Raw genomic sequence first — 25755 nt, 5'->3', positions numbered from 1 at the left:
CCGCCTTTTCCACTACAAGGAGTACCCGATGAAACGCCTTCTCACCGCCGCCCTGCTGACCCTGTCCATCGCCGCGCCGAACGCCTTCGCCGGCGACACCCGCCTGGAACTGCCGCTGCAGGAACTGATCGACTCGCCGCAGGCCAAGGAAGCCGGCATCGACGGCAGCGTGCGTTTCTACCTGGCCGGCCAGGCCCACCCCGCGGTGGTCTCGCGCATGGGTGAGGACGTCTCCAACAAGAAGACCAACGGCGTCGGCAAGAACGATGTCGAATCCTGCCGCTGGGTCGCCCTGTCGGTGCTCAAGGCCTTCCAGGAAAGCGCCAAGGCGCGCGGCGCCAACGCGGTGGTCGACATCACCAGCTACTTCAAGAAGAACGAATTCAAGAGCCCCACCAACTACGAATGCTACGCCGGCAACATCATGTCGGGCGTGGCGCTGAAGGGGACTTACGCGAAGGTGAAGTGAGGGTTGCCCGAACCCGATAGTTAAGAGAAGCCCGGTAGATGCCGGGCTTGCTCTGTCGCGACGCGAATGGTTTGTCGATGATGCATTTGGAGGCAATCATGCGGAAGACGGCGACCTTTCTCATATTCTTGCTGTGCCCGATGATCTCGTTATGCATTGGAGCGAGTCGGATCTGGGAGCAGTGCGGGTATGACTGCGGAGATTCCCGGATTGGTTTCCTGTCCGTCTGACAGCGATCGGTGGAGTATTCCTGGGTGCGGCGGGGATGGCGCTGTTGGCTGCGACCGCTTTGTTCATTTTCGTGCGCAAGAGAAATGATGGCGCGTAGAAGCGTTGCTCAATGGACGGCGGGAAGCGTTTTTCTCTTGCCTCTAATGGACGAAACGGCCTGCATCGGTCAAGTGATTGATCGGGAGCCGGATGCTCTCAATAGTGTTGCGGTCGCACTGTTTGACATCAAAGGAAACTGGTCCAAGGAGAACGAGGTTCCTGCGCTTGCGGGAGATGCTGTGTTTTCCGTGATTCTCGCCACCAAGGACTATCTGGACTCAGGACGTTGGCTCGTCCTCGGGGAAAGAGTGAGCACAGTCCCGAACGAGATGAAGTTCTATGACCGCCTGCGTTCGACTGGCTTTGTCGGCGCAAAGATCAGGGGTTCTGGCCTCGTAGAGGACTTTGCAAACGCGTTTTACGGTCTGGCGCCTTGGGACGACTGGTATGTTCCGGACTATCTGGATGGCTTTCTGATCTCGCCGGACAAGAAGCCGGTCGGGCGCCTGATCTTCTGCGGTCGCCACAAATAGTCACCGCCGCGGCGGCTGCAGTGAATGCCAGGTTTCTTGTTGGATGATGCGTTCAGAACGCGGGCGCTAGCAGCCCGCGTTTTTTGTTACGCGTTGCTGGCGGCTTCGTCCGCTTCGGGTTCGCCGTAGTGGTAGCGCAGGGCGTCCAGCATGTCGTTGATGTCCTGGGCGATATAGGCGAAGCAGTCGCTCAGGGCCTGCAACGGAATCGGCAGGCAGTGGTGCTCGTCCTTGCGGAAGCGCGGGCTGGACAGCGTGGACAGCAGTTTGACGTGATCACGCAGCTGGATCATGTTGAGCTGCGTTTGTTCTTCCAACAGATAGACCATACGTGGGTTGGTCATTGGGACCTCCATTTCTTCGTTGAAGTATCCCGGCACGCGAAAGCGCGGCCGGGAGCCGGGAGTCGAAAAACCGCACACAGGTCGGATGGGCTGATTTCCCTTTCGGGTCTTGTATTCGCCCCCTCCCGGCGAAGACGAAGGCCGCCGGCTGTCACTCAGTGATAAGAAAACCACCGGAATGACGGAGGTAGTACTACTGTGTGGGAGTTTTTCGAACTCCTGATGCCGGAGTCTGCTGATGCGCTTGCGCGATGTCGACTAACTTTGAACGTTTTCGATTCAATGTTTCCGTTGTCACGGAAGTGGCGAAGCCACATTGTGTATCGGATGGCCCTGGATAGGGCGGAATGAAGATACGAGCGGTGAGCTCGTACAACGATGGCGACCGAAGGGGAAGGCGCTGAAGAAAGCACTCACGCTCGCCAGCGCGGTGTTCTGCCCCTTCCCCCGCGTGCGGGGGAAGGCTGGGATGGGGGCGCCTTTCAGCAGTCGCTATCCATCCATCGTGGTCGGTGTGCTGGTGTGTTTGCGACGCTGGTTGTCATGGCTCGGGATCCTTCCGCTTGCCCCCACCCCAACCCTCCCCCGCAGGCGGGGGAGGGGCCAGCGTGTGTCGCTGGTCGGTTTTTTGCCCCTTCTCCCGCGTGCGGGGGAAGGCTGGGATGGGGGCGCTTTTCAGAAGTCGCTTTCCATCCTTCGCAGTCGGTGCAGTGGTGTATTTCCGACGTTGGTTGTCATGGCTCGGGATTCTTCCGCTTGCCCCCACCCCAACCCTCCCCCGCAGGCGGGGGAGGGGGCCAGTGTGTGTGCCGTCGCGAGGTTTTTGCCCCTTCCCCCGCGTGCGGGGGAAGGCTGGGATGGGGGCGCTTTTCAGCGATCGTTATCCATCCTTCGCAGTCGCTGCAGTGGTGCATTTCCGACGTTGGTTGTCATGGCTCGGGATCCTTCCGCTCGCCCCCACCCCAGCCCTCCCCCGCAGGCGGGGGAGGGGGCCAGTGTGCGTGCCGTCGCGAGGTTTTTGCTCCTTCCCCCGCGCGCGGGGGAGGGGGCTATGTGCGCTGCGCCGAACGCGCGCGGCGCTCGATGATGTTGAGCAGCGGGCCGGTCATCGCGGTGGTGACCAGCGCCATGATCACCAGCACCGCGAACAGGCGGTCGCCGATCAGGCCCATTTCGTAGCCCAGATTCAGCACGATCAGTTCCATCAGGCCGCGCGTGTTCATCAGCGCCCCCAGGCGCAGCGCGTCGGTTCGCGGCATGCCCGCGCTGCGCGCGGCCAGCCAGGTGCCCAGGCCCTTGCCGAGGCTGGCGACGAGGATCACGACCACGCATAGAAGCAGGTCGCCGGCCTGCCAGCCGTCCACGCGCAGGCGCAGCCCGGTCATGGCGAAGAACAGCGGCAGCAGCAGCGAGATGGCGAAAGGTTCGACCTTCTGGATCAGCAGTTCGCGCAGGCGCGCATTGCCGGATACCGCGATGCCGGCCAGGAAGGCGCCGAACAAGGCGTGGATGCCCAGCAGTTCGGTGACCAGTGCGGCGGCCAGCGCCATCAACAACAGTCCGATCAGGTGGCGGCCTTCGCGTTCGGGAGCCACTTCCTGGCGGGATAGCCACGGCCGCACCAGCGCGATCATCGCGGCGGCGAACGCCAGCGTGCCCAGCAGGCTGATCAGCGCCGCGCTCCAGCCGTTGGCCTGCACCGAGGCGACGATAGCCGCCAGCAGGCACCAAGCGCTGGCGTCGCCCAGCGCGGCGCAGGCGATCGCGATGCGGCCGAGCGGGCTGTGGGTGATGCCGCGATCGGACAGGATGCGCAGCAGCACCGGGAAGGCGGTGATGCTGAGCGACACGCCCATGAACAGAGCGAAGTTGGGGAAACCGACGCCGGCCGGCGCATGCGCATCGAACAGCGCGAACGCCAGCAGCACGCCGCACAGGAACGGCAAGGCGATGCCGCTGTGGCTGACCAGCACGGCGAAGGCGCGGCGGCCGTGCAGGGTGGACAGTTCCAGTTCCGCGCCGGCGACGAACAGGAACATCAGCACGCCCAGCTGGCTGATCAGCCCAAGCGCGCCGAGCGAGCCGGGCGCGAACAACCAGGCCTGGGTGTCCGGCATCACTGCGCCGAACAGCAGCGGCCCCAGCAGCAGGCCGGCGGCCATTTCGCCGATGACGGCCGGTTGGCCGAAGCGGCGCAGCAGCCAGCCCGCGCCCTTGGCCACGGACAGCACCACCAGCAGTTGCAGCAGGAACAGCGACAGCGGCGTGCCGGTGCCCGCATGCGCGGTGTCGGCGACGGGTGCCGCGGAGGGCGCGGACACCGGCACCGGCCAGCGCGAGAGCAGCAGCGCCGCCAGCAGCGGCACGGCGACCAGCAGCAGATAGCGCCAAGGGGCGGCGGCGCCGGGCCGGGTTTGCGAATCTTCCATGTGCCGCCGGACTCCGCGCCTGAAGGATGCGCCGCATTCTAGCGGCGCATCCGTTCCGCGGGATCGACGGGATCAGGCGCTCGTGGGCAGCGACTGGTGGCGCAGGCGCAGCGCGTTGGCGACCACCGAGGCCGAGCTCAGGCTCATCGCCAGCGCAGCCAGCATGGGTGACAGCAACGGGCCACCGAACAGGAACAGCAGGCCGGCGGCGACCGGCACGCCCAACGCGTTGTAGAAGAACGCGAAGCCCAGGTTCTGGCGCATGTTGCGCACGGTTGCTTCCGACAATGCCTTGGCGCGGACGATGCCGCCCAGATCTCCCTTGACCAGGGTGACCTGCGCGCTGGACATCGCCACGTCGGTGCCGGTACCCATGGCGATGCCGACATCGGCGGAGGCGAGGGCGGGGGCGTCGTTGATGCCGTCGCCGGCCATCGCCACCACCCGGCCTTCGGCCTTCAGGCGGGCGACCAGCGCGGCCTTGTCGGCCGGACGCACTTCGCCGTGGACCTCGTCGATGCCGACCTGCGACGCCACCGCCTGCGCGGTGCGTTCGCCGTCGCCGGTGGCCATCACGATGCGCACGCCGATTGCCTGCAACGCGCGCAGCGCCGAGGGCGTGGTGATCTTGATCGGATCGGCCACCGCGATCAGGCCGGCGGCGCGGCCGTCCACGGCCAGGAACATCACGCTGGCACCCTCCGCGCGCAGCCGGCGGGCGTCGGCATCCAGCGCCGATACGTCCACGCCGGTTTCCTGCATCAGCGCGGTGTTGCCCAGCGCGAGCGCGTGGCCGTCCACGTGGCCACGCACGCCGATGCCGCTGGAGGATTCGAAATCCTGTGCCGGCGCCAGCGCGATGCCGCGCTCGCGCGCTTCGGCGACGATGGCGTGCGCCAGCGGATGCTCGCTGCCGGCGTCCAGGCTGGCGGCCAGCCGCAGCGCTTCGTTTTCCTCGAGTCCGCTGGCCGGTATCAGGACGCGGAACGCCGGACGGCCCTCGGTGAGCGTGCCGGTCTTGTCGACGATGAGGGTATCGACCTTGCGCAGGGTCTCGATGGCCTCGGCGTCGCGGAACAGCACGCCCAGCTGGGCGGCACGGCCGGTCGAGACCATGATCGACATCGGCGTGGCCAGGCCCAGCGCACAGGGGCAGGCGATGATCAGCACCGAGACCGCGTTGAGCACGGCATAGGTCCACGAAGGTTCCGGACCGAACAGGCCCCAGCCCAGGAAGGTCAGCACGGCCGCGGCCAGCACCGCCAGCACGAACCAGAACGACACCTGGTCGGCCAGCCGCTGCATCGGCGCGCGCGAGCGTTGCGCCTGCGCCACCAGTTGCACGATCTGGGCGAGCACGCTGTCGCTGCCGACCCGCTCGGCGCGGATGATCAGGCTGCCGGAGCCGTTGATGGTGGCGCCGATGACGCTGTCGCCGTTTTCCTTGGACACCGGTACTGGTTCGCCGGTCAGCATCGACTCGTCGATGTGCGAACGGCCTTCGATCACCACGCCGTCCACCGGCACCTTTTCGCCGGGGCGCACGCGCAGGCGATCGCCTACGTGGACGTGCGAGAGTTCGATGTCCTCTTCCTGCCCATCCTCGCGCAGGCGGCGGGCGGTCTTGGGGGCGAGTCCGAGCAGCGCCTTGATCGCCGCCGAGGTCTGCGAGCGCGCTTTCAGTTCCAGCAACTGGCCCAGCAGGGTCAACGAGACGATGATCGCGGCGGCCTCGAAGTACACGCCGACACGGCCGTGCTCGTGGAACGAGGCGGGAAACAGATCCGGCGCCACCGTCGCCACCACGCTGTAGCCGTAGGCGGCGCCGACACCGGTGCCGATCAGCGTCCACATGTTGGGACTGCGGTTGCGGATGGACTGCGCCCAGCGCTGGAAGAACGGCCAGGCCGCCCACAGCACCACCGGCGTGCTGAGTACCAGTTCGATCCAGGTGCGCGTCGTCGGCGACAAGCCGTGGAAGTACTGGCCGAACATCGCCAGCACCAGGGTCGCCACGCTCAGCGGCAGGGTCCACCAGAAGCGGCGGCGGAAGTCGGTGAGTTCCGGATTCTCGCCGTCATCCAGCGACGGCATCATCGGCTCCAGCGCCATGCCGCAGATCGGGCAGGTGCCGGGGCCGTCGCGGACGATTTCCGGATGCATGGGGCAGGTGTACTGCGCGCCGGGCACGGCCGGTTCGGGCTCGCGCTTCGGCGCCAGCCAGCGGGGTGGATCGGCGATGAATTTTGCGCGGCAGCCGGCCGAACAGAAGTGGTAGGCCTGGCCGGCGTGTTCGGCGTGGTGAGCGGTGGTGGTCGGATCCACGCTCATGCCGCAGACCGGATCGATCACTGTGCCCGCTGCGTGTGCGGCGTGATGGCGTGCGTGATCATGACCGGCATGGGAAAGCGTGGCCGCGTGATGGTGGGTGTGCGCGTGCGAGTGGCCTGCATCACCACCGTGGCGGCACGCGTCATCCGCCTTCGCCGCGCGGGTGGTTTCGGCTTTTTCGGTGCCGCAGCACGCCGATGCCTTCTCTTCGGCGGCATGCGCGGTGAGGAACCGCGCCGGCTCGGTGACGAACTTGTCGCGGCAGCCGGCCGAGCAGAAGTAATAGGTCTGGCCGTCGTGTTCGACGTGATGCGGCGCGGTCGCCGGATCCACGCTCATGCCGCAGACCGGATCACGAACAGCGGCGGTCGGGGAGGATGAGGAACCACCACCGCAGCATCCGCCTTGCGCCTTGTTGGCATCCGGCTTGTCGTGCGAATGGCAGGACCCGCTCATTTCGGTTCCTCGGCGAGGGCGGCCACGATCGGGCACTCGCTCAGATCGCCATGGCCCGGACAGGCCTCGACCAGGCTGCGCAGCGCGTCGCGCATGCGGGTCATCTCGGCCAGGCGCTCCTCGACGACGGCCAGTTTGCTGGCGGCGGCGGCCTTCATCTGGCCCATGTCCTCGCGGCCGGCGCTGATGTCCAGCAGATCGCGGACCTCGTCCAGGGTGAAGCCGAGCGCCTTGGCGCGGCGGATGAAGGTCAGGCGGGTGACGTCCGAGCCTTCATAGCGACGGTAGCCGGCGGGACTGCGGCTGGGCGGCGGCAGCAGTTGCTGGCGCTCGTAGTAGCGGACGGTATCGATGGGCACGCCCGCCAGGCGTGCCAATTGGCCGATGTTCATGGCGTTCTCCGGTTCGGAATGGCGCCATTCTGCACCCTTGACCTTGGTCAAGGGTCAAGGGTTTTGTTGCGCTGGCGGGCTCAGCCGCGGATGGCGTGCGCCGCGCGGTGGATCAGGCGGGCGGCGACCCGGGCGGTGCCGTTGTCGCGGTCGAACGGTGGCGACAGCTCCGCCACGTCCATCAGCGCGATCTTGCCGGTGGCCGCGATGGTTTCCAGCAGCGGCTCCAGCACCTCCAGCGGCACGCCGCGGGCGCTGGGTGCGCTGACGCCGGGCGCCATCGCGTGCGGCAGCACGTCCAGGCAGATGGTCAGGTAGATCAGGTCGACATCGCGCAGCCAGTCGGCCACGCGCTGCTGGCACAGGTCCAGCCGCCGCATGTCCATCTCGTCGTCGAGCAGATAGCGCACGCCCCGCTGGCGCGCGGTCTCGAACAACTGGCGGGTATTGGCCGACGCGCTGATGCCCAGGCACAGGTACTGCGCGTCCAGGCCGATGCCGGCGGCGTGATCCAGCGCCTGCAGGAACGGCGTGCCGGAACTGCCGACCGGTTGCTGGCGCAGATCGAAATGCGCGTCGAAGTTGACGATGCCCACGCGCGGGCGGCGCTCGCGCAGGTGGCCGACCAAGCCCTGGTAGCTGGCGAAGGCGATCTCGTGCCCGCCCCCCAGGCCGATCGGCAGGTGGCCGGCGTCGAGCAGGGCGGCGACGCGGGCGCCGAACGCCGCCTGCGCGCCTTCCAGATCCTCGCCTTCGCAGATCACGTCGCCCGCGTCGTACAGCGGGGCGTCGTCGCGCACCGGCAGGTTCGACAGTGCCGCGCGCAGGACCATCGGGCCCTGCGCCGCGCCGGTGCGGCCGTTGTTGCGGCGGATACCTTCATCGCAGGCGAACCCCACCAGCGCCACGCCGGCGGGCGCGCCCGCCTCGGGCGTGGCGACGATCTGGTGCCAGCGGCGGGTGTCGCCGTCGCCGGACGGGTCGATGCGGCCTTTCCAGCCTGGAATCACGCGGATACCCCGAGCGGCATGTCGACGAAGGCGGTCAATGTACCGCTGGCGACCAGCGCTTCCAATGCCTGCATTTCCGGCGCCAGGTAGCGGTCCTCGCCGTAGTGCGGGACTTCCGCGCGGATGCGGGCGTGGGCGGCTTCCAGCAGCTCGGAGGACTTCAGCGGACGGCGGAAGTCGATGCCCTGGGCGGCGGCCAGCAGTTCGATGGCGACGATGCGGCGCACGTTGGTCGCCACGTCGCCGGCCTTGCGCGCGGCGAAGGTCGCCATGCTGACGTGATCCTCCTGGTTGGCCGAGGTCGGCAGCGAATCGACGCTGGCCGGATGGGCGAGGGTCTTGTTCTCGCTGGCGAGCGCGGCGGCGGTGACGTGGGCGATCATGAAGCCGGAGTTGATGCCCGGCTCGGCCACCAGGAAGGCCGGCAGGCCGGAGATGCTGGCGTCGATCAACAGGGCGATGCGGCGTTCGGACAGCGCGCCGACTTCGGAGACGGCAATCGTGATCTGGTCGGCGGCGAACGCCACCGGCTCGGCGTGGAAGTTGCCGCCGGAGATCACGTCGCCGGTGTCGGTGAATACCAGCGGGTTGTCGGACACCGCGTTGGCTTCGATCCACAGCGTGCGCGCGGCCTGCTGCAACTGGTCGCGGCAGGCGCCCATGACCTGCGGTTGGCAGCGCAGGCTGTAGGGATCCTGCACGCGGGTGTCGTTGTGGCGGTGCGATTCGCGGATGGCGCTGCCGTGCAGCAGGCGCAGGTATTCGGCGGCGACCTCGATCTGGCCGGGCTGGCCGCGCACGGCGTGGATGCGCGGATCGAACGGTGCGTCGGATCCACAGGCCGCGTCCACGCTCAGCGCGCCGGCCAGCACCGCGGCCGAGTAGACCTGTTCGGCCGCGAACAGCGCGCGCAGGGCGATGCCGGTGGAAACCTGGGTGCCGTTGAGCAGGGCCAGGCCTTCCTTGGCGGCGAGCTTGATCGGGGTGATGCCCGCGGCGCGCAGCGCTTCGCCGGCATCGCGCAGTTCACCGTTGACGCGGACCTGGCCTTCACCCATCGCGGCCAGGCTCAGGTGCGACAGCGGCGCCAGATCGCCGGAGGCGCCGACCGAGCCCTGCGAGGGAATGCACGGCCAGATCTGCGCGTTGTACATCGCGATCAGTGCTTGCAGGGTCTGCTCCCGCACGCCGGAAAAACCGCGCGCCAGCGAAGCGATCTTCAGCGCCAGGATCAGGCGCACCGTGTCGTCGTCCAGCAGCGGGCCCATGCCGACCGCGTGCGAGCGCACCAGGTTGGTCTGCAGCTGTTCCAACTGGTCGACCGGGATGTGCACCTTGGCGAGCTTGCCGAAGCCGGTGTTGATGCCGTAGGCGGGCGCACCGGCGGCGACGATCGACTGCACTGTCTCCGCGGAGGCGCGCACTGCCGGCAGGCAGGCCGGATCCAGCTGGATCGGCTCGAAAGTGTTGGCGATGGTGCGGATCTGGGCCAGCGACAGCTGGCCGGGAACGAGATTCAACATGGAGGCTTATCCGGTGATGGCGGGCAGGTGCAGGTGGTGTTCGCGGGCACAGGCGAGGGCGTCCTCGTAGCCGGCGTCGGCGTGGCGCATCACGCCCATCGCCGGATCGTTGAACAGGACGCGCGACAGGCGTTGGTCGGCGGCCTCGCTGCCGTCGCAGACGATGACCACGCCCGAATGCTGGGAGAAGCCCATGCCGACGCCGCCGCCGTGGTGCAGGCTGACCCAGGTGGCGCCGCCGGAGGTCGCCAGCATCGCGTTCAGCAGCGGCCAGTCGGAGACCGCGTCGGAACCGTCGCGCATGCCTTCGGTCTCGCGGTTGGGGCTGGCGACCGAACCGCAGTCGAGGTGATCGCGGCCGATCACGATCGGCGCCTTGAGTTCGCCGTTACGGACCATTTCGTTGAACGCCAGCGCGGCGCGATGGCGCTCGCCCAGGCCCAGCCAGCAGATGCGCGCGGGCAGGCCCTGGAAGGCGATGCGCTCGCGCGCCTGGTCCAGCCAGCGGTGCAGGTGGGCGTTGTCGGGGAACAGTTCCTTGATCTTGGCGTCGGTCTTGTAGATGTCCTCCGGATCGCCGCTCAGCGCGACCCAGCGGAACGGGCCCATGCCACGGCAGAACAGCGGGCGGATGCAGGCGGGGACGAAGCCGGGGAAATCGAAGGCGTTGGCGACGCCGCGATCCTTGGCGACCTGGCGGATGTTGTTGCCGTAGTCGATCGTCGGCACGCCCATGTGGTGGAAATCGAGCATCGCCTTGACGTGGACGGCGCAGGACTCGGCGGCGGCGTTGGTCAGCGCGGCGCGCTCGGCGTCGCCGCCGTTGCGCGCGGCGACCCACTGCTCGACTGTCCAGCCGGCCGGCAGATAGCCGTTGATCAGGTCATGCGCGGAGGTCTGGTCGGTGACCGCGTCCGGCCTGGCCACGCCCTGGCGCGCCAGCTCGACGAACTTCGGCAGCAGCTCGGCCGCGTTGCCGAGCAGGCCGACCGAGACCGGGCGATCGGTGGTGCGGATGATCTCCAGCGCCTCCTCGATGCTCCGGGCCTTGAAGTCCACATAGCGGGTGCGCATGCGGAAGTCGATGCGCGATTCCTGGCATTCGATGACGATGCTGCTGGCGCCGGCCAGCGTCGCCGCCAGCGCCTGCGCGCCACCCATGCCGCCGAGGCCGGCGGTGAGGATCCACTTGCCGGACCAGTCGCCGCCGTAGTGCTGGCGGCCGAGTTCGACGAAGGTTTCGTAGGTACCCTGGACGATGCCCTGGCTGCCGATGTAGATCCAGCTGCCGGCGGTCATCTGCCCGTACATCATCAGGCCCTTCTTATCGAGCTCGTTGAAGTGGTCCCAGGTGGCCCAGTGCGGGACCAGGTTGGAATTGGCGAGCAGCACGCGCGGCGCGTCGGCGTGGGTGCGGAACACGCCGACCGGCTTGCCGGACTGGATCAGCAGGGTCTCGTCGTCGCCCAGCGTGCGCAGGGTTTCCAGGATCTTGTCGAAGCAGGCCCAGTTGCGCGCGGCGCGACCGATGCCGCCGTACACGACCAGTTCGTCCGGGCGCTCGGCCACGTCCGGATCCAGGTTGTTCTGCAGCATGCGGTAGGCCGCTTCGGTCAGCCAGCTGCGGCAATGCAGGTCGGTGCCGCGCGGCGCGCGGACGGGACGGGCACCGGCGGTGCGCGAGGGATCGGTGGCGGTCATGGTTATCCTCCGGGAGTGATGTTGGCGCCGACCTGGAAGGTGCCGACGAACCGATAGCGGGAAGCGGGGTAGGTGAGGCGGACCCAGGTGACGACCTGGCCGCGCGACCAGGTGCGGCGGGTCAGCACCAATACGGGATCGCCCTCGGCGATCTCCAGTTGCGCGGCCAGCCGCTTGTTGGCGGTCTCGGCCTCGATGACGTGTTCGGTGCGCTCCAGCGGCGCCACGCGCATCAGGTACTGGTGCGGAATCTCGGTCTGGAAATCGATGCCCAGGTAATCCGGCGCGCTGGCCGGATTGACGAAGCGGTCCTCCAGCTGCAGCGGCTTGCCGTTGGCCTTGTGCAGCAGGCGGGTGTGGAACAGTTCGGCACCGGATTCCAGGCCGAACTGGTTGGTGACGGTGGGGCGCGCGACCACCGCCTCGCCGATCAGCACCTGCACGCTGTGGACCTGTCCGCGCGCGACGATTTCCTCGCGGATGCTGCGCACCTCGAACATGGCGGACTCGGCCTTCGGGCCGGCGACGAAGGTGCCGACACCCTGCACGCGGGTGAGCACGCCGGAGTCGCTGAGTTCGCGCAGCGCGCGGTTGACGGTCATCCGCGAGACGCCGAACTTGACCACCAGATCGTTCTCGCTGGGCACCCGGCTCAACGGCGGCCAATCGCCATTGGTGATGTGGCGGAGGATGTACTGCTTCAGCTTGAGGTAGTGCGGCTTGGGCGTCTCCATGGAAAAAGCATGTCATGTCTATACAACTGCCGCCAGCGATTTCGATGCCGCAGCGCACAAACGGTTGACACCCGTTTTCGATAAGTGTTAAGTCTCTCGTATAGACAACCTGGTGCCCGTTTTTCCCGATGTCGATTCGCCTGCTCCTGCGACTGGTCCTGATCACCGTCCTTTGCCTGGACGGCGCGGCCAGTGCGTGGGCGGCGACGCGGATGGCGGTCGCTGATCTGGCCGCGGTCGACGACGGCGAAAGCGGGCAGGGCGGCCATCGCCAGCATGATGAACAGGCAAAGCCGGACCGCGGCGCAGCCGCTTGCACCGCCGACGCGGGCTGGTTGACCGGCGATCCGACGAACGGCAATCACCACGATGATTGCGATTGCGGCAGCACGACCAGTTGCGCGTGCAGTTGCGTGCTCACCTTCTATCCGGGACGCACAGCGCCGTTGTTCGCCGCCCAGCATGTCCTCGATGCGCCCTATCTGAATCCCCCGCTGTTGCCGGAAGTGCGCAGCGGCGTCTCGCGCGTGTTCCGACCTCCGATCGGCTGAGCTTGTCATGGCCGCGAGCGCGGCCCGTTCGTCCTGCCGGGCATTTCCCGCGGGACACCATCCGAACAGACAAGACACCCGAAACGGGGAGAGAGCCCATGTTTTTCAAACCCAATCCGCTGGCCGCGGCCGTCGGCGCACTGCTGTGCGCAGGCTTCGTCCACACCCTGCACGCGCAGGACACCGCCACCGCCGACACTGCATCGGCCCCGCAAGAGCAGGCGACCACGCTGGACACCGTCCAGGTCACCGGCAGCCACATCAAGCGCCTGCAGATTTCGGGCGTCGGTCCGGTGAGCGTCGTCGACGCCGAAACCATCGAACGTTCCGGCGCCACTTCGGTGGAAACCCTGCTGCAACGCCTGCCGGCATCCGCCGGTTTCGCAGGCAGCCAGACCAATGCCTACTGGGCCGAGAACGGTTACGGCACCACCCAGGTGAACCTGCGTGGCCTGGGCATCAACCGCACCCTGGTGCTGCTCAATGGCCGTCGCGTGGTCAACGGCGGCACCGGTGCCAACAGTTCGGTCGACCTGAACATGATCCCGGTGGCGCTGATCGAACGCATCGAGGTGCTGAAGGATGGCGCGTCGGCGATCTACGGCGCCGATGCCGTGGCCGGCGTGGTCAACATCATCACCAAGAAGAACTTCGAAGGCGCCGAACTGGCGATGCGCTACGGCCAGACCTTCGAGAGCGACGGCGAAGACGGATCCTTCGATCTGGTCTGGGGCACCACCAGCGATCGCGGCTCGCTGATGGCCGGGCTGAGCTATTCCGAAAGCGGCAGCGTCAACATGGCCACGCGCGCGCCTTGCGGGCTGGCGGTGGATGAGGACACCGGCGGCCTGGTCTGCTCCGGCAGCTCCACCACCATCGGCGGTCGCGCCTTGCTGGCGGACGGCAGCCGGGTCAACTTCAACCAGGATCCGAACGGCGACGGCGACTTCTACGAGCCGTATTCGGCGGCCAAGCACAACTACAACGGCAACCCGACCCTCAACGCGGTCAATCCGATCAAGCGCCTGAGCTTCAGCCTGTTCGGCGATACCCAGCTCAGTGATACCACGCGCCTGTTCACCGAACTGATGTATACCAATCGCCAGTCGCACCAGCTCGCGACGCCCGGCGGCCTGGGCGTGTACCGGCCGATCAACATCGCCGCGGATCATCCGACCAACCCGACCGGGCAGGACCTGCTGTTGCAGCGTCGCCGCCTTGAGGAAGCCGGTACCCGCCGGTTTTTCCAGGACACCAACACTTTCCGCGCGGTGGTCGGGCTGGAAGGCCAACTGGGCATGAACTGGGACTGGTCGGCCGCGTTGAACTGGGGCCGCAACACCGGCCTGGATGGCTCTACCAAGGTGGCCAACCTGGACCGCGTGGACCAGACCCTCGACACCGCGATCTGCAGCAACGCGCCGGGGGCGGCGATCCCCTGCGCCGACTACCTGGGCTACGGCAATGTCACCCAGGAAGTGCTGGACTACATCCTGTTCACCACCCGCGACCATGGCGGCAATGAACAGAAGAGCTTCACCGCCAACATCAGCGGCCAGTTGTTCGAAATGCCGGCGGGCTGGGTGGGCTTCGCCTCCGGCATCGAAGTCCGCAAGGAACGCGGCTGGCGCGATCCGGATCCGCTGACCGTGATGGGCATCGCCAACACCAACCAGCAGGATCCGATTGCCGGCGAGTACACCGCCAAGGAAGCCTTCGTCGAGTTCGCCGTGCCGCTGTTGATGGACAGCGCCATCGCCGATTCGCTGATCCTCAACGCCGCCGTCCGCTATTCGGACTACGACCTGTTCGGCGAGGACATCAACTACAAGGTCGGCCTGGACTGGCAGGTGATGCCGTCGCTCAAGATCCGCGCCAACTACGCCACCGCCTTCCGCATCCCGAACATCCCCGAGCTGTTCGGCGGCGTCGCCGAGGGCAATCTGACCACGACCGATCCGTGCAGCGGCTGGAGCACCAGCACCACCATCGATCCGACCGTGCGCCAGAACTGCCAGGCCTACGGCGTGCCGGCCGGCTACGTGCAGCCGGGCAACACCATCCTGACCACCTCCGGCGGCAATCCGGATCTGGAGCCGGAGGACGCCAAGTCGCTGACGGTGGGCGCGGTGTGGACGCCGGGCTTCCTGCCGGGCCTGACCCTGACCGTGGACTACTTCAACATCCGCATCGACAACGCGATCCAGCGTATCGACGGGTCGACCAAGCTGTCCATCTGCTACAACACCCCCGGCCTGGCGCATCCGTTCTGCGGCAGCGAGAACTTCACCCGCAACCCGGTCACCGGCGAAGTGGACTTCCTGTCCTCGCAGCCGGTCAACGCGGCCAACGAGCGGATCTCCGGCATCGATCTGGGCGGCCTGTACGAGTTCGAGGCGATGGGTTTCGACTCGACCTTCAGCATGGATGTCTCCTACCTGGATCGCTATGACGTGCGGCCGTTCCCGGGCGCGGACCTGATCGAGTATGCCGGCAAGATCACCGGTGGACGCGGCAGCTACGCGCACTGGCGGGCGTTCACCTCGCTGACGGCCAAGCGCGATGCCTGGTCCGGTTCCTACAGCGTGCAGTACATCGGCAAGACCGACGACATCACCGCCACGAAGGGGTTCACCGGCGATCACGCGCCGAGCCTGACCTATCACAACGTGCAGGTGAAGTTCGCGCCGGTGGGGCAGTCGTTCGATGTCTCGTTCGGCATCGACAACCTGTGGGACAAGCAGGCGCCGTTCATCCAGAGCTACACGGACGGCAACACCGACACGATGACCTACGACCTGCTGGGCCGGCGCTGGTACGCGCGTTTCGGCTACCGCTGGTGAACCGTGACCCGTCCGCCGGCCAGCCGGCGGACGGGCAGATCGCGGCGACGCCGCAACCAACAGGAACATTCGAATGAAACCCGCTTTCTGGGCGCGCCGCGCCCATAAATGGATCGGGCTGATCGTCGGAGTACAGGCGCTGCTGTGGATGATCAGCGGCGTCTACATGACCGTCGTGCCGCTCGACATCATCCATGGCGATCACCTGGCGCACAGCCACACTGATCCGCTGGTCGCCGCCGCGCCGCGCGTGGCGCAGGCGGATCTGGCCACGCGCTATCCCGATATCACCGCACTGAAGATAAAGCGCCTGCTGGATCGCGAGGTCTACGAAATTCGCCAGGGCGATCGCGCCTCCCTGGTCGATGCCGGCACCGGCGAGCGCATCACTCCGCTGGAACGCACGACCGTGGTCGCCTTGGCCAAGGCGGTCTACCAGGGCGAGGCGGACGTGACCGGCGCCGAATGGATCACCCGCGCGCCCCGCGAAGTGCAGACCCGGCCGGTGCCGATGTGGGCGGTGCGGTTCGACGACCGCGGCCAGACCACGCTGTATTTCTCGCCCGACACCGGCGAATTGCTGGCGCGCCGGCACAGCCTGTGGCGCTGGTTCGATTTCCTGTGGATGTTCCACATCATGGATTACGAGAAGCGCACGGACGTCAACAACACCCTGCTGCGGGTGGCGGCGGCGAGTGGTTTGCTGTTCGCGCTGAGCGGCGCCTGGCTGCTGTTCTACAGCTTCACCCGGAGGCGCAGCGCATGACGCCCTGGCTGAGGAAACTACACAAGTGGGTCGGGCTGATCATCGCCGTGCAGTTCGTGCTGTGGATGGCGAGTGGATTGATGATGGCCTGGCTGGAGCACGACAAGGTGCAGGGCCACGAATTCCGCGCGCATGCGGCGGAACCGCGGGCATGGCCGACCGACGCGCGGCCGGCGTCCACGGCGCTGGCGGCGGTGGGCGGGGACGCGTTCACGGTCGCTTCGGGCTGGTTGCTCGAACGTCCCGTCTACCAGGTATTCGATGGCGCCCGCACGCATCTGGTCGATGCGCGGACGGGAACACGCCTGTCCATCGACGCCGCGCTGGCGGGACAGCTGGCACGGGCGTCCTACACCGGACCCGGGCAGGCGGCGCCGGCGCGCCTGCTGGAACGCACGCTGGAAGTGCGCGATCACCCCGGCCGGTTGTGGCGGGTGGATTTCGACGACGCCGAGGAGACGACGGTCTATCTGGCCGCGGACACCGGCCAGGTGCTGCAGCACCGCAACCGCACCTGGCGGCTGTTCGATGTGTTCTGGATGCTGCACATCATGGACTACAGCGGACGGGTGGACTTCAACAATCCATTGGTGGTGTCGGCGGGCATCGGCGGGCTGTGGATGGCGCTGACCGGCGTCTGGCTGCTGTTCGCAAGCTTCCGACTGAGCGAGTTCGTGCCGCGTCGCTGGCGCGGCGGCCATGAGCTGGCCGTGCACGATCCCGATGGCACCTGCCTGCGCACCGTGACCGCGGCCGATGGCGACAACGTCTATCTGGCGCTGGCGCGCAATGGTCTGCAATTGCCTTCGAACTGTGGCGGCGGGCAGAGCTGCGGCCTGTGCGAGGTGCGCTTCCGCGGCACGCCGCCGCCGGCGACCGCGGCCGACCGCGCGCACCTGCCCGAATCACGCCTGAAACTCGGCTACCGGCTGGCCTGCAACCTGCACGTCGACAAGGACACCCACGTCGAGGTGTCGGGCGGCAGCCGCCTGTGGACCGAGCACGAGGCGGTGGTCGAACGGGTGGAGGCAGTAACGCCGTTCCTGCGCGAGATCGTGCTGAAGACGGACACCGCGCTGGGCGAGGAATACCAGCCCGGCGCCTACCTGCAGGTCCATGTGCCGGATTACCGCCTGCGTCCGCACGATCTGGCGCATCCGGAACATCACCGCGACGACTGGCGAGCGCTGGAACTGCCGGCCGATCTGGTCAACAAGGAAGCGGTACGGCGTTCCTATTCGCTGTCGCTGCCGGTGGCGAACACGGAGGGACGGCTGAGCCTGTTGGCGCGCTTCAATCCGGGCGCGCAAGGCAAGAAGCGGGTGCCGACCGGCAAGGGTTCGACCTACCTGTACTCGCTGAAGGCCGGCGACAAGGTGCGCTTCAGCGGACCGTTCGGCGATTTCGCGATCAAGCCGGGCCATCGGGAGAAGGTGTTCATCGGCGGCGGTGCGGGCATGGCCCCGCTGCGGGCGATGATCCATGCCTGCCTCGACGGCGGGGCAGGCGAGCGCATGCACTTCTGGTACGGCGCACGCAGCCTGCGCGACGCGCCCTACATCGAGGAAATGGCGGCGCTGGCGCAACGGCACGCCAACTTCAGCTGGCACCTGGTGCTGTCGGACGAGGCCGAGTGCGGTGACGGGCTGCTGCGTGGCTTGGTGCACGAGGTGGCCGAGCACACCCTGCTGCGCGACCATCCGGATCTGCATGCCTGCGATTTCTATCTGTGCGGCCCGCCGGCCATGCTGATGGCGACGCGGCAACTGCTGAAGCGGCTGGGCGTGGACGAGGCACGAATCTCCTACGACGACTTCAAGATCTAGACGGAAACACCCCATTGCCCCGGCGGAAGTCTCTCCCGCCGGGGCTTTTCTTCTTTCAGGGATGGCGCGAGAAGGTCCCGGTCGTGCCGTCGCCGCCGACCAACGCCACTTCGTAAGGCTGGGTGCGGCCATCCGGCATTTCCATGCCGGGAGAGCCGAGCGGCATGCCGGGCACGGCGATGCCGCGAGCCTTCGGCTTCTCGGCGAGCAGGCGCTTGATGTCCTCGGCCGGAACATGGCCTTCGACGAAATAGCCATCCACCTCGGCGGTATGGCAGGACATCATCGGCTCGGGCACGCCGAGGCGATCCTTCACCGTCATCATGTCCTCGGTGTCGTGCACCTCGACCGGGAAACCGGCGGCGCGGACGTGGTCGACCCAGACGCCGCAGCAGCCGCAGCTGGGACTCTTGTGCACGCGGATCAGCGGCAGGTGGGCGGGCGTGGCGGCAGAGGACGTTGCAGCAGTCGTGGCGGTCGCGGAAGCGGCCGTGGTTTCCGCCGCGGCCTGGGCGGGCGAGGGGACGGCGGCGAGCGCGATGCGGTCACTGGCCGAAGCCGCGCCGGGCGCCGCGCCGCAGGCGACCAGCAGCACGCTGGAACCGGCCAGGAACGCGCTGGCGGTGAGGTGTTTCAGCAGGGAACTCATGGTGGTTTCTTCTCCGGAAAGCCGGCGGAATCCTTCCGGATTCCGCCGGACGGGGTCACAGCATCGCCATCGCGTCGGCGAATTCCTTGCGGTCCAGCTTGCCGTCGCCGTTCTTGTCGCCCATGCCGAAGTGCGGCAACAGCGGGTGGCGCTCGGGCAGTTCGGCCTTGCCGACGAAGCCGTCGCGGTTCTTGTCGAGGCTTTCGAACGATGCATTGCCGTTGCCGGCGGCGTTGGTTTTCTTCGCCGCGGCCTGCGCGCCATGGCCGGCGTGGCTGCCGTGGCCGGCATGATCCTGGGCGAATGCGGGGGCGGCCAGCAGGGCGAGTGCCATCAGGGTGGATGCGGAAACGTGTTTTTTCATCGGATCATTTTCCAATCGAATCGGGATGAGGCGGCGGCGCGCTCGCCGCCGCCGGTTTGTCAGAACCAGAAGCGGACACCGGCCACGAAGCGGGTATCGCGGGTGTCGCCGCCTTCGCCGCGCCGGTAGTCGGCGGTGTCGCCGAACAGCCGTTCGTGCACCACGCCCACGTAGGGCGCGAAACGCCGGTTGATTTCGTAGCGCAGGCGCAGGCCGGCTTCGACCTTGTTGAGGCCGGTACCTTCGCCGTACTCGGGCACGTCCTTGGACGAGAAGCTCGCTTCGACCAGCGGTTGCAGGATCAGGCGGTTGGTCAGCAGCAGTTCGTACTCGGCTTCCACCGTGGCCATGACCTGTCCGGATTCACCCACGTAAGCGGTGGCGGACATCTCGAACTTGTACGGCGCCAGCCCTTGCACGCCGAAGGCGGCCCAGGTGCGTGAATCGGCCGGGCGGAAATCCTGCTTCACGCCCACCACCACATCCCACCAGGGCGAGACGCTGCGGCCGTACAGGACTTCCAGTTCGGACGATTCGGTGCGCGAGCCTTCGCGTTCGCCCTCGCTGCGCAGCCACAACCGGTTGAGGTCGGTGCCGAACCAGGCGCTGCCTTCCCAGGCCTGTCCGGTGCCGTCATCCGCATCCCAGCCTTCCAGGCGGTTGATCATCACCAACGAATTGAACGTCGGCGCATGTTCCATCGCATGCGGTTTGAGGGACGGGAAAGCGGCAGCGCGGTCGGCGTCGGTGACGGCCGGAATGGGTTCGCGCGGATCGGTGGGAGCCTTGGCCGCCGTTCCGTGGTCCATCGTCGAATGGTCCATCGTCGAATGGTCCATCTGCGAGTGGTCCATCTTGGAATGGTCCATCTTGGAATGGTCCATCTGCGTTGGAGCCCTCTGCGAATGGTCCATCTTCGAATGATCCATTTGCGAGTGACCCGTCTTCGAATCATCCGTCTTCGGGGTTTCCTCGACGGGGACCGGCGGTTTCTGCCGTGCGGGCGCGGGGGGCGCATGCGCGGCATGGTCGTGCTGTTGTGCCTGGACCTGGCCGGAGAGCGCCAGGGTCAGCGCGGCGGCCAGCAGGCCGAGCGGGAGATGGGGGCGCATGATCATTCCTCCACCCGCACTTCCCGCATCATGCCGGCTTCCATGTGGTACAGCAGGTGGCAGTGGAACGCCCAGCGGCCAAGCGCGTCGGCGCGCACGCGATAGGTGCGGCGCGTGCCCGGTGGCATGTCGATGGTGTGCTTGCGCAGGTGGAAGTTACCCTGGTCATCCTCCAGATCGCTCCACAGGCCGTGCAGGTGGATCGGGTGCTGCATCATCGTGTCGTTGACCAGCACGATGCGCATGCGCTCGCCGTAGTTCAGGCGCAGCGGCTCGGCGCCGGCGAAGGGGATGCCGTTGAACGACCAGGCGAACTTCTCCATATGCCCGGTGAGATGCAGTTCGACCTCGCGGCCCGGATCGCGGCCGTCGGGATCGTCGAACAGGCTCTTCATGTCGCCATAGGTCAGCACCTTGCGGCCGTTGTCGCGCAGGCCGATGCCGGGATCGTCCAGCTTGGGCGAAGTGGCCGCCGTCTGCATGTCGATCAGCGGATTGCCGGCTTCGCTCGGCGCATGCACCGGCGCCTTGCCGCCACCGCCGCCGCCGCCGTGCGCGCCGTGGCCCATGCTGGCGCCGCAGCCGCCCTCCATGCCCTTCTGGCCGGACATGTTCGCGCCGCAACCGCCTTCCATGCCCTTGTGGCCGCCCATGTCATGGCCGCCGCCGCCCATGTCATGACCCATGTCCGACATGGTGAGCAGCGGGCGCGGATCACGCGCGGGCACCGGCGCTTCCAGGCCCTGGCGCACCGCCAGCGTGCCGCGCGCGTAGCCGGTGCGGCCCATGTCCTGGGCGAAGATGGTGAAGGCGTCCTGGCCGCCGGGTTCGACCAGCACGTCGAAGGTCTCGGCCACTGCGATGCGGAACTCGTCGACGGTGACCGGATGGATGTACAGGCCGTCGGCGGCGACGACCGTCATCTTCAGGCCGGGGATGCGCACGTCGAAGTAGGTCATCGCCGAGCCGTTGATGAAACGCAGCAGCACCTTTTCGCCGGAGCGGAACAGCCCGGTCCAGTTGCCGGCGGGCGCGTTGCCGTTCATCAGGTAGGTGTAGGTGTGCGCGTTGATGTCGGAGATGTCCGAGGGCGTCATCCGCATGCGTCCCCACATGCCACGATCGGACAGCGTCGCCGCCCAGCCGTCGCGGCGGACGTCGCGGGCGAAATCACCGACCGTGCGCTGGTAGGTGTTGTCGTGCATCGGCATCTTCTTCATCCGCCGGAACAACGCGGCAGGATCCAGATCGGTCCAGTCGGACAACAGCACGACGTGCTCGCGATCGAAGCGATAGGGCGGTGGCTCGGCCGGGTCGATGACCAGCGCGCCATACAGGCCGGCCTGTTCCTGGAACATCGAATGGCTGTGGTACCAGTAGGTGCCGGACTGCTTGAGCTGGAAGCGGTACTGGTAGGTTTCGCCCGGCGCGATGCCGTCGAAACTCAGGCCGGGGACGCCGTCCATGTTGGCCGGCAGCAGGATGCCGTGCCAGTGGATCGAACTGTGCGCGTCGGCCAGGCGGTTGGCTACCCGCAGGGTGACGGTGTCGCCTTCGCGCCAGCGCAGGATCGGCGCCGGTAGGCTGCCGTTGACGGTGATCGCGGGGCGGGTACGGCCGGTGAAGTTGACCGGCGAGGTGCCGATGGCGAGATCGAAATCGGTGCCGGTCAACACCGGCGCCTGGTACATCGAATGGGCGGTGTTCGCCCATGCGGGCAGGCGCGCGAGGCCGAAGCCGGCGGCAACGCCGCCCACGGCCAGGCCGGTGACGAAGCGGCGCCGGGAAAGCTGGAATCCGGAACCGGATCCCGCGCCGAAAGAATCGGAAGACATGAAAACTCCTGACGATATTCGAAGGCAGTCCCGGGGTCGGAACTGCGGGAAGACGCGCGGAGCGACGGCAACGTCGCGGCGGCGCGGAATATCCACGGCCCTGTGGCCGGATTCAGGCGATGGGAGGTCGCTGCGGGGAAGGAAGCGGCGGGGCGGGATGGCCGGCGGGAACAGGACCGACCGGATCGGCGCTGGTGCGCGGTCCGTTGCCGATCCACGCCGCCGGCATCGCCGCGGGCGCCTGCTGGGCGCAGAAGCCATCGCAGTGGCCGGTGGAACAGCAATCGGGCTGGCCATGGTCGTGGGCCGGCGCCGGTTCGGCAGCGGATGGGACGCCGTCCGCGTCGTGGCAGGTGGCGGACACCGCCGGGTCGGCCTTGGCCGTCATGGCGCAGTCGTCCATGGCGTGTCCCGCATGCGCCTGGCCGGCCTGGGCCACGTGCATCTGCAGCGCGGCCACGGCGTTGCCCGTCCCCGAGACCAGCAGGGTGACGCTCAACAGGATCCGCAGCAGCAGCGAGGGAAGCGACATGACGGCACGTACTTTAACCGCGCGGCCCGTGAATGTGCAGCGGCAGGCGGCGGCATACATCACCGGATAAGCATTGGACGCGGGTCCAGGCGGATCGCGCCGGGCGCCGGGGCGGCCTGTTAAAGTGAACGGGTTGCTTCCCTGTGCACCCGCGGAGTACGCCCCGGTATGGATTCGGCATCTTTCCAAACGTCCTGCGATGCCACAGAATCCAGGCGCTTGAATCGATCCAAACCAGGGCAAACGCGTGAATGCAGCAGCGGTACCGTACCCGGCCAATCCTGAAGTGCCGCAAATGAGTCAGGCCACGCACGCCTCGCCCGGCCGCGAACTGATCGTTGCCGATGTCGGCGGAACCTTCGCCCGGCTGGCCAAGGTCGCGGTGGCGGCGGGGCATGCGCCGCGCGTCCTCGCGTACCAGAAGTACGCCTGCGCCGAATACCCCGACCTGGCCGCGATCCTGCACAGGTTCGCCGTCGATGAGCACGCCACGGCCGATGCCGCGGTGGTGGCGATCGCCGGGCTGCTGGATGGCGACACCCTGGTCAATTCCAACCTGCCGTGGCCGGTGTCGCTGGAGCGCACCCGGCAGGCCTCCGGTCTGGCGACGCTCTCGCTGATCAACGACTTCGAGGCGGTCGCCTACGCGATTCCCTATCTGCACGCCGACGGCCTGTCGCCGCTGAGCGGCGAGCATCCGCATACCTTCCATTGGCCGGCATTGGTGCTTGGGCCCGGTACCGGGCTCGGGGCGGCGTTGCGTTTCGAGGGCGGCACGCGGCCGGTGCTGGCCAGCGAGTTCGGCCATGCGGCGCTGGCGCCGGGCAATGCGCTGGAAATGGAAGTGCTGGCGCTGCTGATGAAGCGCTGGCCGCACGTGGACAATGAGCGCGTGCTGTCGGGCAACGGCCTGATGAACCTGTATCCGTGCCTGTGCGAGATTCGCGGCAGGACCCCGCGCTGGCAGACGCCCGAGCAACTGATCGCCGCCGCGCAGGCGGGCGAGGATCCGCTGGCGGTGGAAACCGTCGAGGTGTTCTGCGGCTGGCTGGGCAGCCTGACCGGCGATCTGGCGATCGCGTTCGGCGCCAAGGCGGTCTATCTGGCGGGTGGCATCTCCGGCCATATCGAACAGTTCCTGCGCAATGGCAGATTCCGCGAGCGCTATCTCAACAAGGGCGTGCTCGGCCACGTGCTGCGGCACGTGCCGGTGTGGCGGGTCGATCACGGCCAACTTGGCGTGATGGGCGCGGCCGCGTGGTACGCCTCGCACCACCTGGATTGAATCGACACGGCGCCGCGCGCGCCCATCCCGAGGGAGGATCCGATGACTGATCGCAGGCAGTTCCTGCAGGCCGGCCTGTTGGCCGCCGGTGCCCTGTCGTTGCCCGCCATGCGCGCGGGCGCCGCTTCCGCTCCCGGTGCGCGGGTGGTGTCCACCTGGGATTTCGGCGTGCCCGCCAACCAGGCGGCCTGGCCGGTGCTGGCCCGCGGCGGCACCGCGCTGGACGCGGTGGAAACCGGGGCGCGCTGGGCCGAGAGCGAGCTGTGCAATCCCACCGTCGGCCATTGCGGCAATCCGGATCGCGACGGCGTGCTGACCCTGGACGCCAGCATCATGGACGGTGACGGCCGCTGCGGTTCGGTGGCCGCGCTGGAGGACATCCTGCATCCGATCTCGGTGGCGCGCCGCGTCATGGAGAAAACCCCGCACGTGATGCTGGTGGGCGAGGGCGCCCAGCAGTTCGCGGTCGCCGAAGGCTTCGAGAAGAAGCGCCTGCTCACGCCGCAGGCCGAGAAGGCGTGGCGCGACTGGCTGAAGACCGCCGAGTACAAGCCGGAGATCAACGCCGAGCGGCGCGGACAGCCCGGCAACAAGGACAACCACGACACCATCGGCATGCTCGCCATCGATGCGCAGGGCCGCCTGGCCGGCGCCTGCACCACCAGCGGCATGGCCTGGAAGATGCACGGCCGGGTCGGCGACAGTCCGATCATCGGCGCCGGCCTCTACGTCGACAACGAGGTCGGCGCCGCCACCGCTTCCGGGGTGGGCGAGGAGATGATCCGCAACGCCGCCAGTTTCCTGGTGGTCGAACTGATGCGCCAGGGTCGCTCGCCGATGGACGCCTGCCGCGAAGCCATCGACCGGGTGGTGCGCAAGCGTCCGGAGGCCAGCAAGAACCTGCAGGTGTGCTTCCTGGCGCTCAACAAGCATGGCGAGGTCGGGGCGTTCGCCCTGCATCGCGGTTTCGTCTACGCGGTGTGCGACGCCGGCAAGCGCGACGATCTGCGCGAATCCGGGTCGGTCTACACGACCACGCAGTCATGAACGAAAAGCCCGCCGGTTGCCTGCTGGAAATCGCCGCCAACTCGCACCTGTCCGCGCTCGCGGCGCAGGCCGGAGGCGCGGATCGGATCGAACTGTGCGAGAACCTGGGCGAGGGCGGCACCACGCCTTCCTACGGCACCCTGGCGAGGACCCGGGATCGGCTGTCGATTCCGATCTTCGTGCTGATCCGGCCGCGGGCCGGCGATTTCCTGTATGGCCCGGAAGAAACCGAGGTGATGCTGCATGACATCGCGGCCTGCCGGCAGCTAGGCTGCGACGGCGTGGTGATTGGCGCGCTTGACGCGGGCGGCGACATCGATCTGCCGCTCTGCCGCGAGTTGGTGTCGGCGGCATCGGGTATGGGTGTCACGTTCCATCGCGCCTTCGACGCGGTCCGCGATCCGGCCAGGGCGCTGGAAGCGGTCGTGGCGCTGGGTTGCGATCGGGTGCTGACCTCGGGTGGCCAGGCCGACGCGGTGCTGGGTGCCGCGGCGATCGCCGGCCATGTGCGGCAGGCGGCCGGTCGCATCGCGATCCTGGCCGGGGCCGGGCTGACGCCGGGCAATGTCGCGGGACTGGTGCAGGCGACCGGTGTGAACGAGGTGCATGCCTCGGCCAAGGCGCGGCGCGCCACGGCAATGGCGTTCCACAACCCGGCGCTGGCCGGGCTCGAGTACGACCGTCAGGAAACCGATCCGGCGATCGTCACCGCGTTCAGGCGGGCACTCGCCACGCTCTGAGCCGCGGGGCCAG

22 protein-coding genes are annotated in these 25755 nt (G+C 67.6%); 9 read left to right on the top strand and 13 right to left on the bottom strand.

Going from position 1 to position 25755, the window contains the following annotated elements; all coding sequences use genetic code 11:
• The first annotated feature begins 28 nt into the window (after positions 1–28).
• Together FHW78_RS01045 and FHW78_RS01040 are read left to right on the top strand one after the other, a co-directional pair.
• Positions 29–469 carry an excinuclease ATPase subunit gene (locus tag FHW78_RS01045; protein ID WP_183636602.1) on the top strand — a complete coding sequence of 147 codons (441 nt, stop codon included), beginning with the start codon at positions 29–31 and terminating at the stop codon, positions 467–469.
• Between the two features lie 317 nt (positions 470–786).
• The gene (locus tag FHW78_RS01040) at positions 787–1272 is read left to right on the top strand and encodes a hypothetical protein (protein ID WP_183636599.1); all 486 of its coding nucleotides are present in this window, start codon (positions 787–789) and stop codon (positions 1270–1272) included.
• Positions 1273–1358: 86 nt separating this feature from the next.
• Here the strand turns inward: FHW78_RS01040 and FHW78_RS01035 are convergent, their stop codons facing one another.
• The 8 genes from FHW78_RS01035 to hutC all read right to left on the bottom strand — a co-directional run bounded on the left by FHW78_RS01035 (position 1359) and on the right by hutC (position 12192).
• Entirely contained in the window at positions 1359–1616 is a 258-nt protein-coding gene (locus FHW78_RS01035) for a hypothetical protein (RefSeq protein WP_141452729.1), read from the bottom strand.
• Between the two features lie 1049 nt (positions 1617–2665).
• On the bottom strand, positions 2666–4045 hold the full coding sequence (locus FHW78_RS01030; protein WP_183636596.1) for a cation:proton antiporter: 1380 nt from the start codon (positions 4043–4045) through the stop codon (positions 2666–2668).
• A 72-nt stretch (positions 4046–4117) separates the two neighbouring features.
• Positions 4118–6832 carry a heavy metal translocating P-type ATPase gene (locus FHW78_RS01025; protein WP_221188908.1) on the bottom strand — a complete coding sequence of 905 codons (2715 nt, stop codon included), beginning with the start codon at positions 6830–6832 and terminating at the stop codon, positions 4118–4120.
• Positions 6829–7224, bottom strand: a complete 396-nt coding sequence (locus FHW78_RS01020; RefSeq protein WP_183636593.1) for a heavy metal-responsive transcriptional regulator — start codon at positions 7222–7224, stop codon at positions 6829–6831. The genes FHW78_RS01025 and FHW78_RS01020 overlap by 4 nt, the downstream gene beginning before the upstream one ends.
• Positions 7225–7304: 80 nt before the next feature.
• On the bottom strand, positions 7305–8234 hold the full coding sequence (gene hutG / locus FHW78_RS01015) for a formimidoylglutamase (RefSeq protein ID WP_218533744.1): 930 nt from the start codon (positions 8232–8234) through the stop codon (positions 7305–7307).
• Positions 8231–9757, bottom strand: coding sequence for a histidine ammonia-lyase (hutH, locus tag FHW78_RS01010; protein ID WP_183636589.1), 1527 nt, complete (start codon positions 9755–9757; stop codon positions 8231–8233). Before hutH ends, hutG begins: the two co-directional genes overlap by 4 nt.
• Positions 9758–9763: 6 nt before the next feature.
• Complete coding sequence (gene hutU / locus FHW78_RS01005) at positions 9764–11458, bottom strand: urocanate hydratase (protein ID WP_183636586.1); 1695 nt, start codon at positions 11456–11458, stop codon at positions 9764–9766.
• Between the two features lie 2 nt (positions 11459–11460).
• Complete coding sequence (gene hutC / locus FHW78_RS01000) at positions 11461–12192, bottom strand: histidine utilization repressor (RefSeq protein WP_183636583.1); 732 nt, start codon at positions 12190–12192, stop codon at positions 11461–11463.
• A gap of 128 nt (positions 12193–12320) precedes the next feature.
• Here hutC and FHW78_RS00995 point away from each other — a divergent pair, with 128 nt between their 5' ends.
• The 4 genes from FHW78_RS00995 to FHW78_RS00980 all read left to right on the top strand — a co-directional run bounded on the left by FHW78_RS00995 (position 12321) and on the right by FHW78_RS00980 (position 18178).
• Complete coding sequence (locus tag FHW78_RS00995) at positions 12321–12743, top strand: CopL family metal-binding regulatory protein (protein WP_183636580.1); 423 nt, start codon at positions 12321–12323, stop codon at positions 12741–12743.
• A 98-nt stretch (positions 12744–12841) separates the two neighbouring features.
• Complete coding sequence (locus tag FHW78_RS00990; protein WP_183636578.1) at positions 12842–15586, top strand: TonB-dependent receptor; 2745 nt, start codon at positions 12842–12844, stop codon at positions 15584–15586.
• Positions 15587–15659: 73 nt separating this feature from the next.
• Complete coding sequence (locus FHW78_RS00985) at positions 15660–16352, top strand: PepSY domain-containing protein (RefSeq protein ID WP_183636575.1); 693 nt, start codon at positions 15660–15662, stop codon at positions 16350–16352.
• Positions 16349–18178 (top strand): 2Fe-2S iron-sulfur cluster-binding protein, encoded by a 1830-nt coding sequence (locus FHW78_RS00980; RefSeq protein WP_183636572.1) that lies wholly within the window; start codon positions 16349–16351, stop codon positions 18176–18178. The genes FHW78_RS00985 and FHW78_RS00980 overlap by 4 nt, the downstream gene beginning before the upstream one ends.
• A gap of 55 nt (positions 18179–18233) precedes the next feature.
• On the opposite strand, the gene FHW78_RS20120 is transcribed toward FHW78_RS00980, so the two are convergent.
• The 5 genes from FHW78_RS20120 to FHW78_RS00955 all read right to left on the bottom strand — a co-directional run bounded on the left by FHW78_RS20120 (position 18234) and on the right by FHW78_RS00955 (position 22670).
• Positions 18234–18827 (bottom strand): DUF411 domain-containing protein, encoded by a 594-nt coding sequence (locus tag FHW78_RS20120; RefSeq protein ID WP_183636569.1) that lies wholly within the window; start codon positions 18825–18827, stop codon positions 18234–18236.
• Between the two features lie 55 nt (positions 18828–18882).
• Complete coding sequence (locus tag FHW78_RS00970; protein WP_183636567.1) at positions 18883–19191, bottom strand: hypothetical protein; 309 nt, start codon at positions 19189–19191, stop codon at positions 18883–18885.
• A gap of 59 nt (positions 19192–19250) precedes the next feature.
• Entirely contained in the window at positions 19251–20105 is an 855-nt protein-coding gene (locus tag FHW78_RS00965; RefSeq protein WP_255443224.1) for a copper resistance protein B, read from the bottom strand.
• A gap of 200 nt (positions 20106–20305) precedes the next feature.
• Positions 20306–22138 carry a copper resistance system multicopper oxidase gene (locus FHW78_RS00960; protein WP_183636561.1) on the bottom strand — a complete coding sequence of 611 codons (1833 nt, stop codon included), beginning with the start codon at positions 22136–22138 and terminating at the stop codon, positions 20306–20308.
• Between the two features lie 112 nt (positions 22139–22250).
• Entirely contained in the window at positions 22251–22670 is a 420-nt protein-coding gene (locus FHW78_RS00955; protein ID WP_183636558.1) for a CopL family metal-binding regulatory protein, read from the bottom strand.
• A 295-nt stretch (positions 22671–22965) separates the two neighbouring features.
• Between FHW78_RS00955 and FHW78_RS00950 the strand changes: the two genes are divergently transcribed.
• From FHW78_RS00950 to FHW78_RS00940, 3 genes are read left to right on the top strand one after another with little or no spacing between them, the layout of a single operon-like run.
• Positions 22966–23955, top strand: coding sequence for a glucokinase (locus FHW78_RS00950; RefSeq protein WP_183636555.1), 990 nt, complete (start codon positions 22966–22968; stop codon positions 23953–23955).
• A 42-nt stretch (positions 23956–23997) separates the two neighbouring features.
• Positions 23998–25002 carry a N(4)-(beta-N-acetylglucosaminyl)-L-asparaginase gene (locus FHW78_RS00945; RefSeq protein WP_183636551.1) on the top strand — a complete coding sequence of 335 codons (1005 nt, stop codon included), beginning with the start codon at positions 23998–24000 and terminating at the stop codon, positions 25000–25002.
• Positions 24999–25742 carry a copper homeostasis protein CutC gene (locus FHW78_RS00940; protein WP_183636548.1) on the top strand — a complete coding sequence of 248 codons (744 nt, stop codon included), beginning with the start codon at positions 24999–25001 and terminating at the stop codon, positions 25740–25742. The genes FHW78_RS00945 and FHW78_RS00940 overlap by 4 nt, the downstream gene beginning before the upstream one ends.
• Positions 25743–25755 lie beyond the last annotated feature (13 nt).

This window comes from Pseudoxanthomonas sp. OG2 (assembly GCF_014192765.1).
GTDB classification, from domain to species: domain Bacteria; phylum Pseudomonadota; class Gammaproteobacteria; order Xanthomonadales; family Xanthomonadaceae; genus Pseudoxanthomonas_A; species Pseudoxanthomonas_A beigongshangi.
Note: the sequence above shows the minus strand (reverse complement) of the source record. Positions and strands in the feature narration are given on the sequence as shown.

What these genes read in the sequence shown, in the direction of transcription:
- FHW78_RS01045 (WP_183636602.1), top strand. Translation starts at nt 29, where the DNA reads ATGAAACGCCTTCTCACCGCCGCCCTGCTGACCCTGTCCATCGCCGCG.
- FHW78_RS01040 (WP_183636599.1), top strand. Translation starts at nt 787, where the DNA reads ATGGCGCGTAGAAGCGTTGCTCAATGGACGGCGGGAAGCGTTTTTCTC.
- FHW78_RS01035 (WP_141452729.1), bottom strand. Translation starts at nt 1,616, where the DNA reads ATGACCAACCCACGTATGGTCTATCTGTTGGAAGAACAAACGCAGCTC.
- FHW78_RS01030 (WP_183636596.1), bottom strand. Translation starts at nt 4,045, where the DNA reads ATGGAAGATTCGCAAACCCGGCCCGGCGCCGCCGCCCCTTGGCGCTAT.
- FHW78_RS01025 (WP_221188908.1), bottom strand. Translation starts at nt 6,832, where the DNA reads ATGAGCGGGTCCTGCCATTCGCACGACAAGCCGGATGCCAACAAGGCG.
- FHW78_RS01020 (WP_183636593.1), bottom strand. Translation starts at nt 7,224, where the DNA reads ATGAACATCGGCCAATTGGCACGCCTGGCGGGCGTGCCCATCGATACC.
- hutH (WP_183636589.1), bottom strand. Translation starts at nt 9,757, where the DNA reads ATGTTGAATCTCGTTCCCGGCCAGCTGTCGCTGGCCCAGATCCGCACC.
- hutU (WP_183636586.1), bottom strand. Translation starts at nt 11,458, where the DNA reads ATGACCGCCACCGATCCCTCGCGCACCGCCGGTGCCCGTCCCGTCCGC.
- hutC (WP_183636583.1), bottom strand. Translation starts at nt 12,192, where the DNA reads ATGGAGACGCCCAAGCCGCACTACCTCAAGCTGAAGCAGTACATCCTC.
- FHW78_RS00995 (WP_183636580.1), top strand. Translation starts at nt 12,321, where the DNA reads ATGTCGATTCGCCTGCTCCTGCGACTGGTCCTGATCACCGTCCTTTGC.
- FHW78_RS00990 (WP_183636578.1), top strand. Translation starts at nt 12,842, where the DNA reads ATGTTTTTCAAACCCAATCCGCTGGCCGCGGCCGTCGGCGCACTGCTG.
- FHW78_RS00985 (WP_183636575.1), top strand. Translation starts at nt 15,660, where the DNA reads ATGAAACCCGCTTTCTGGGCGCGCCGCGCCCATAAATGGATCGGGCTG.
- FHW78_RS00980 (WP_183636572.1), top strand. Translation starts at nt 16,349, where the DNA reads ATGACGCCCTGGCTGAGGAAACTACACAAGTGGGTCGGGCTGATCATC.
- FHW78_RS20120 (WP_183636569.1), bottom strand. Translation starts at nt 18,827, where the DNA reads ATGAGTTCCCTGCTGAAACACCTCACCGCCAGCGCGTTCCTGGCCGGT.
- FHW78_RS00970 (WP_183636567.1), bottom strand. Translation starts at nt 19,191, where the DNA reads ATGAAAAAACACGTTTCCGCATCCACCCTGATGGCACTCGCCCTGCTG.
- FHW78_RS00965 (WP_255443224.1), bottom strand. Translation starts at nt 20,105, where the DNA reads ATGGACCATTCGCAGAGGGCTCCAACGCAGATGGACCATTCCAAGATG.
- FHW78_RS00960 (WP_183636561.1), bottom strand. Translation starts at nt 22,138, where the DNA reads ATGTCTTCCGATTCTTTCGGCGCGGGATCCGGTTCCGGATTCCAGCTT.
- FHW78_RS00955 (WP_183636558.1), bottom strand. Translation starts at nt 22,670, where the DNA reads ATGTCGCTTCCCTCGCTGCTGCTGCGGATCCTGTTGAGCGTCACCCTG.
- FHW78_RS00950 (WP_183636555.1), top strand. Translation starts at nt 22,966, where the DNA reads ATGAGTCAGGCCACGCACGCCTCGCCCGGCCGCGAACTGATCGTTGCC.
- FHW78_RS00945 (WP_183636551.1), top strand. Translation starts at nt 23,998, where the DNA reads ATGACTGATCGCAGGCAGTTCCTGCAGGCCGGCCTGTTGGCCGCCGGT.
- FHW78_RS00940 (WP_183636548.1), top strand. Translation starts at nt 24,999, where the DNA reads ATGAACGAAAAGCCCGCCGGTTGCCTGCTGGAAATCGCCGCCAACTCG.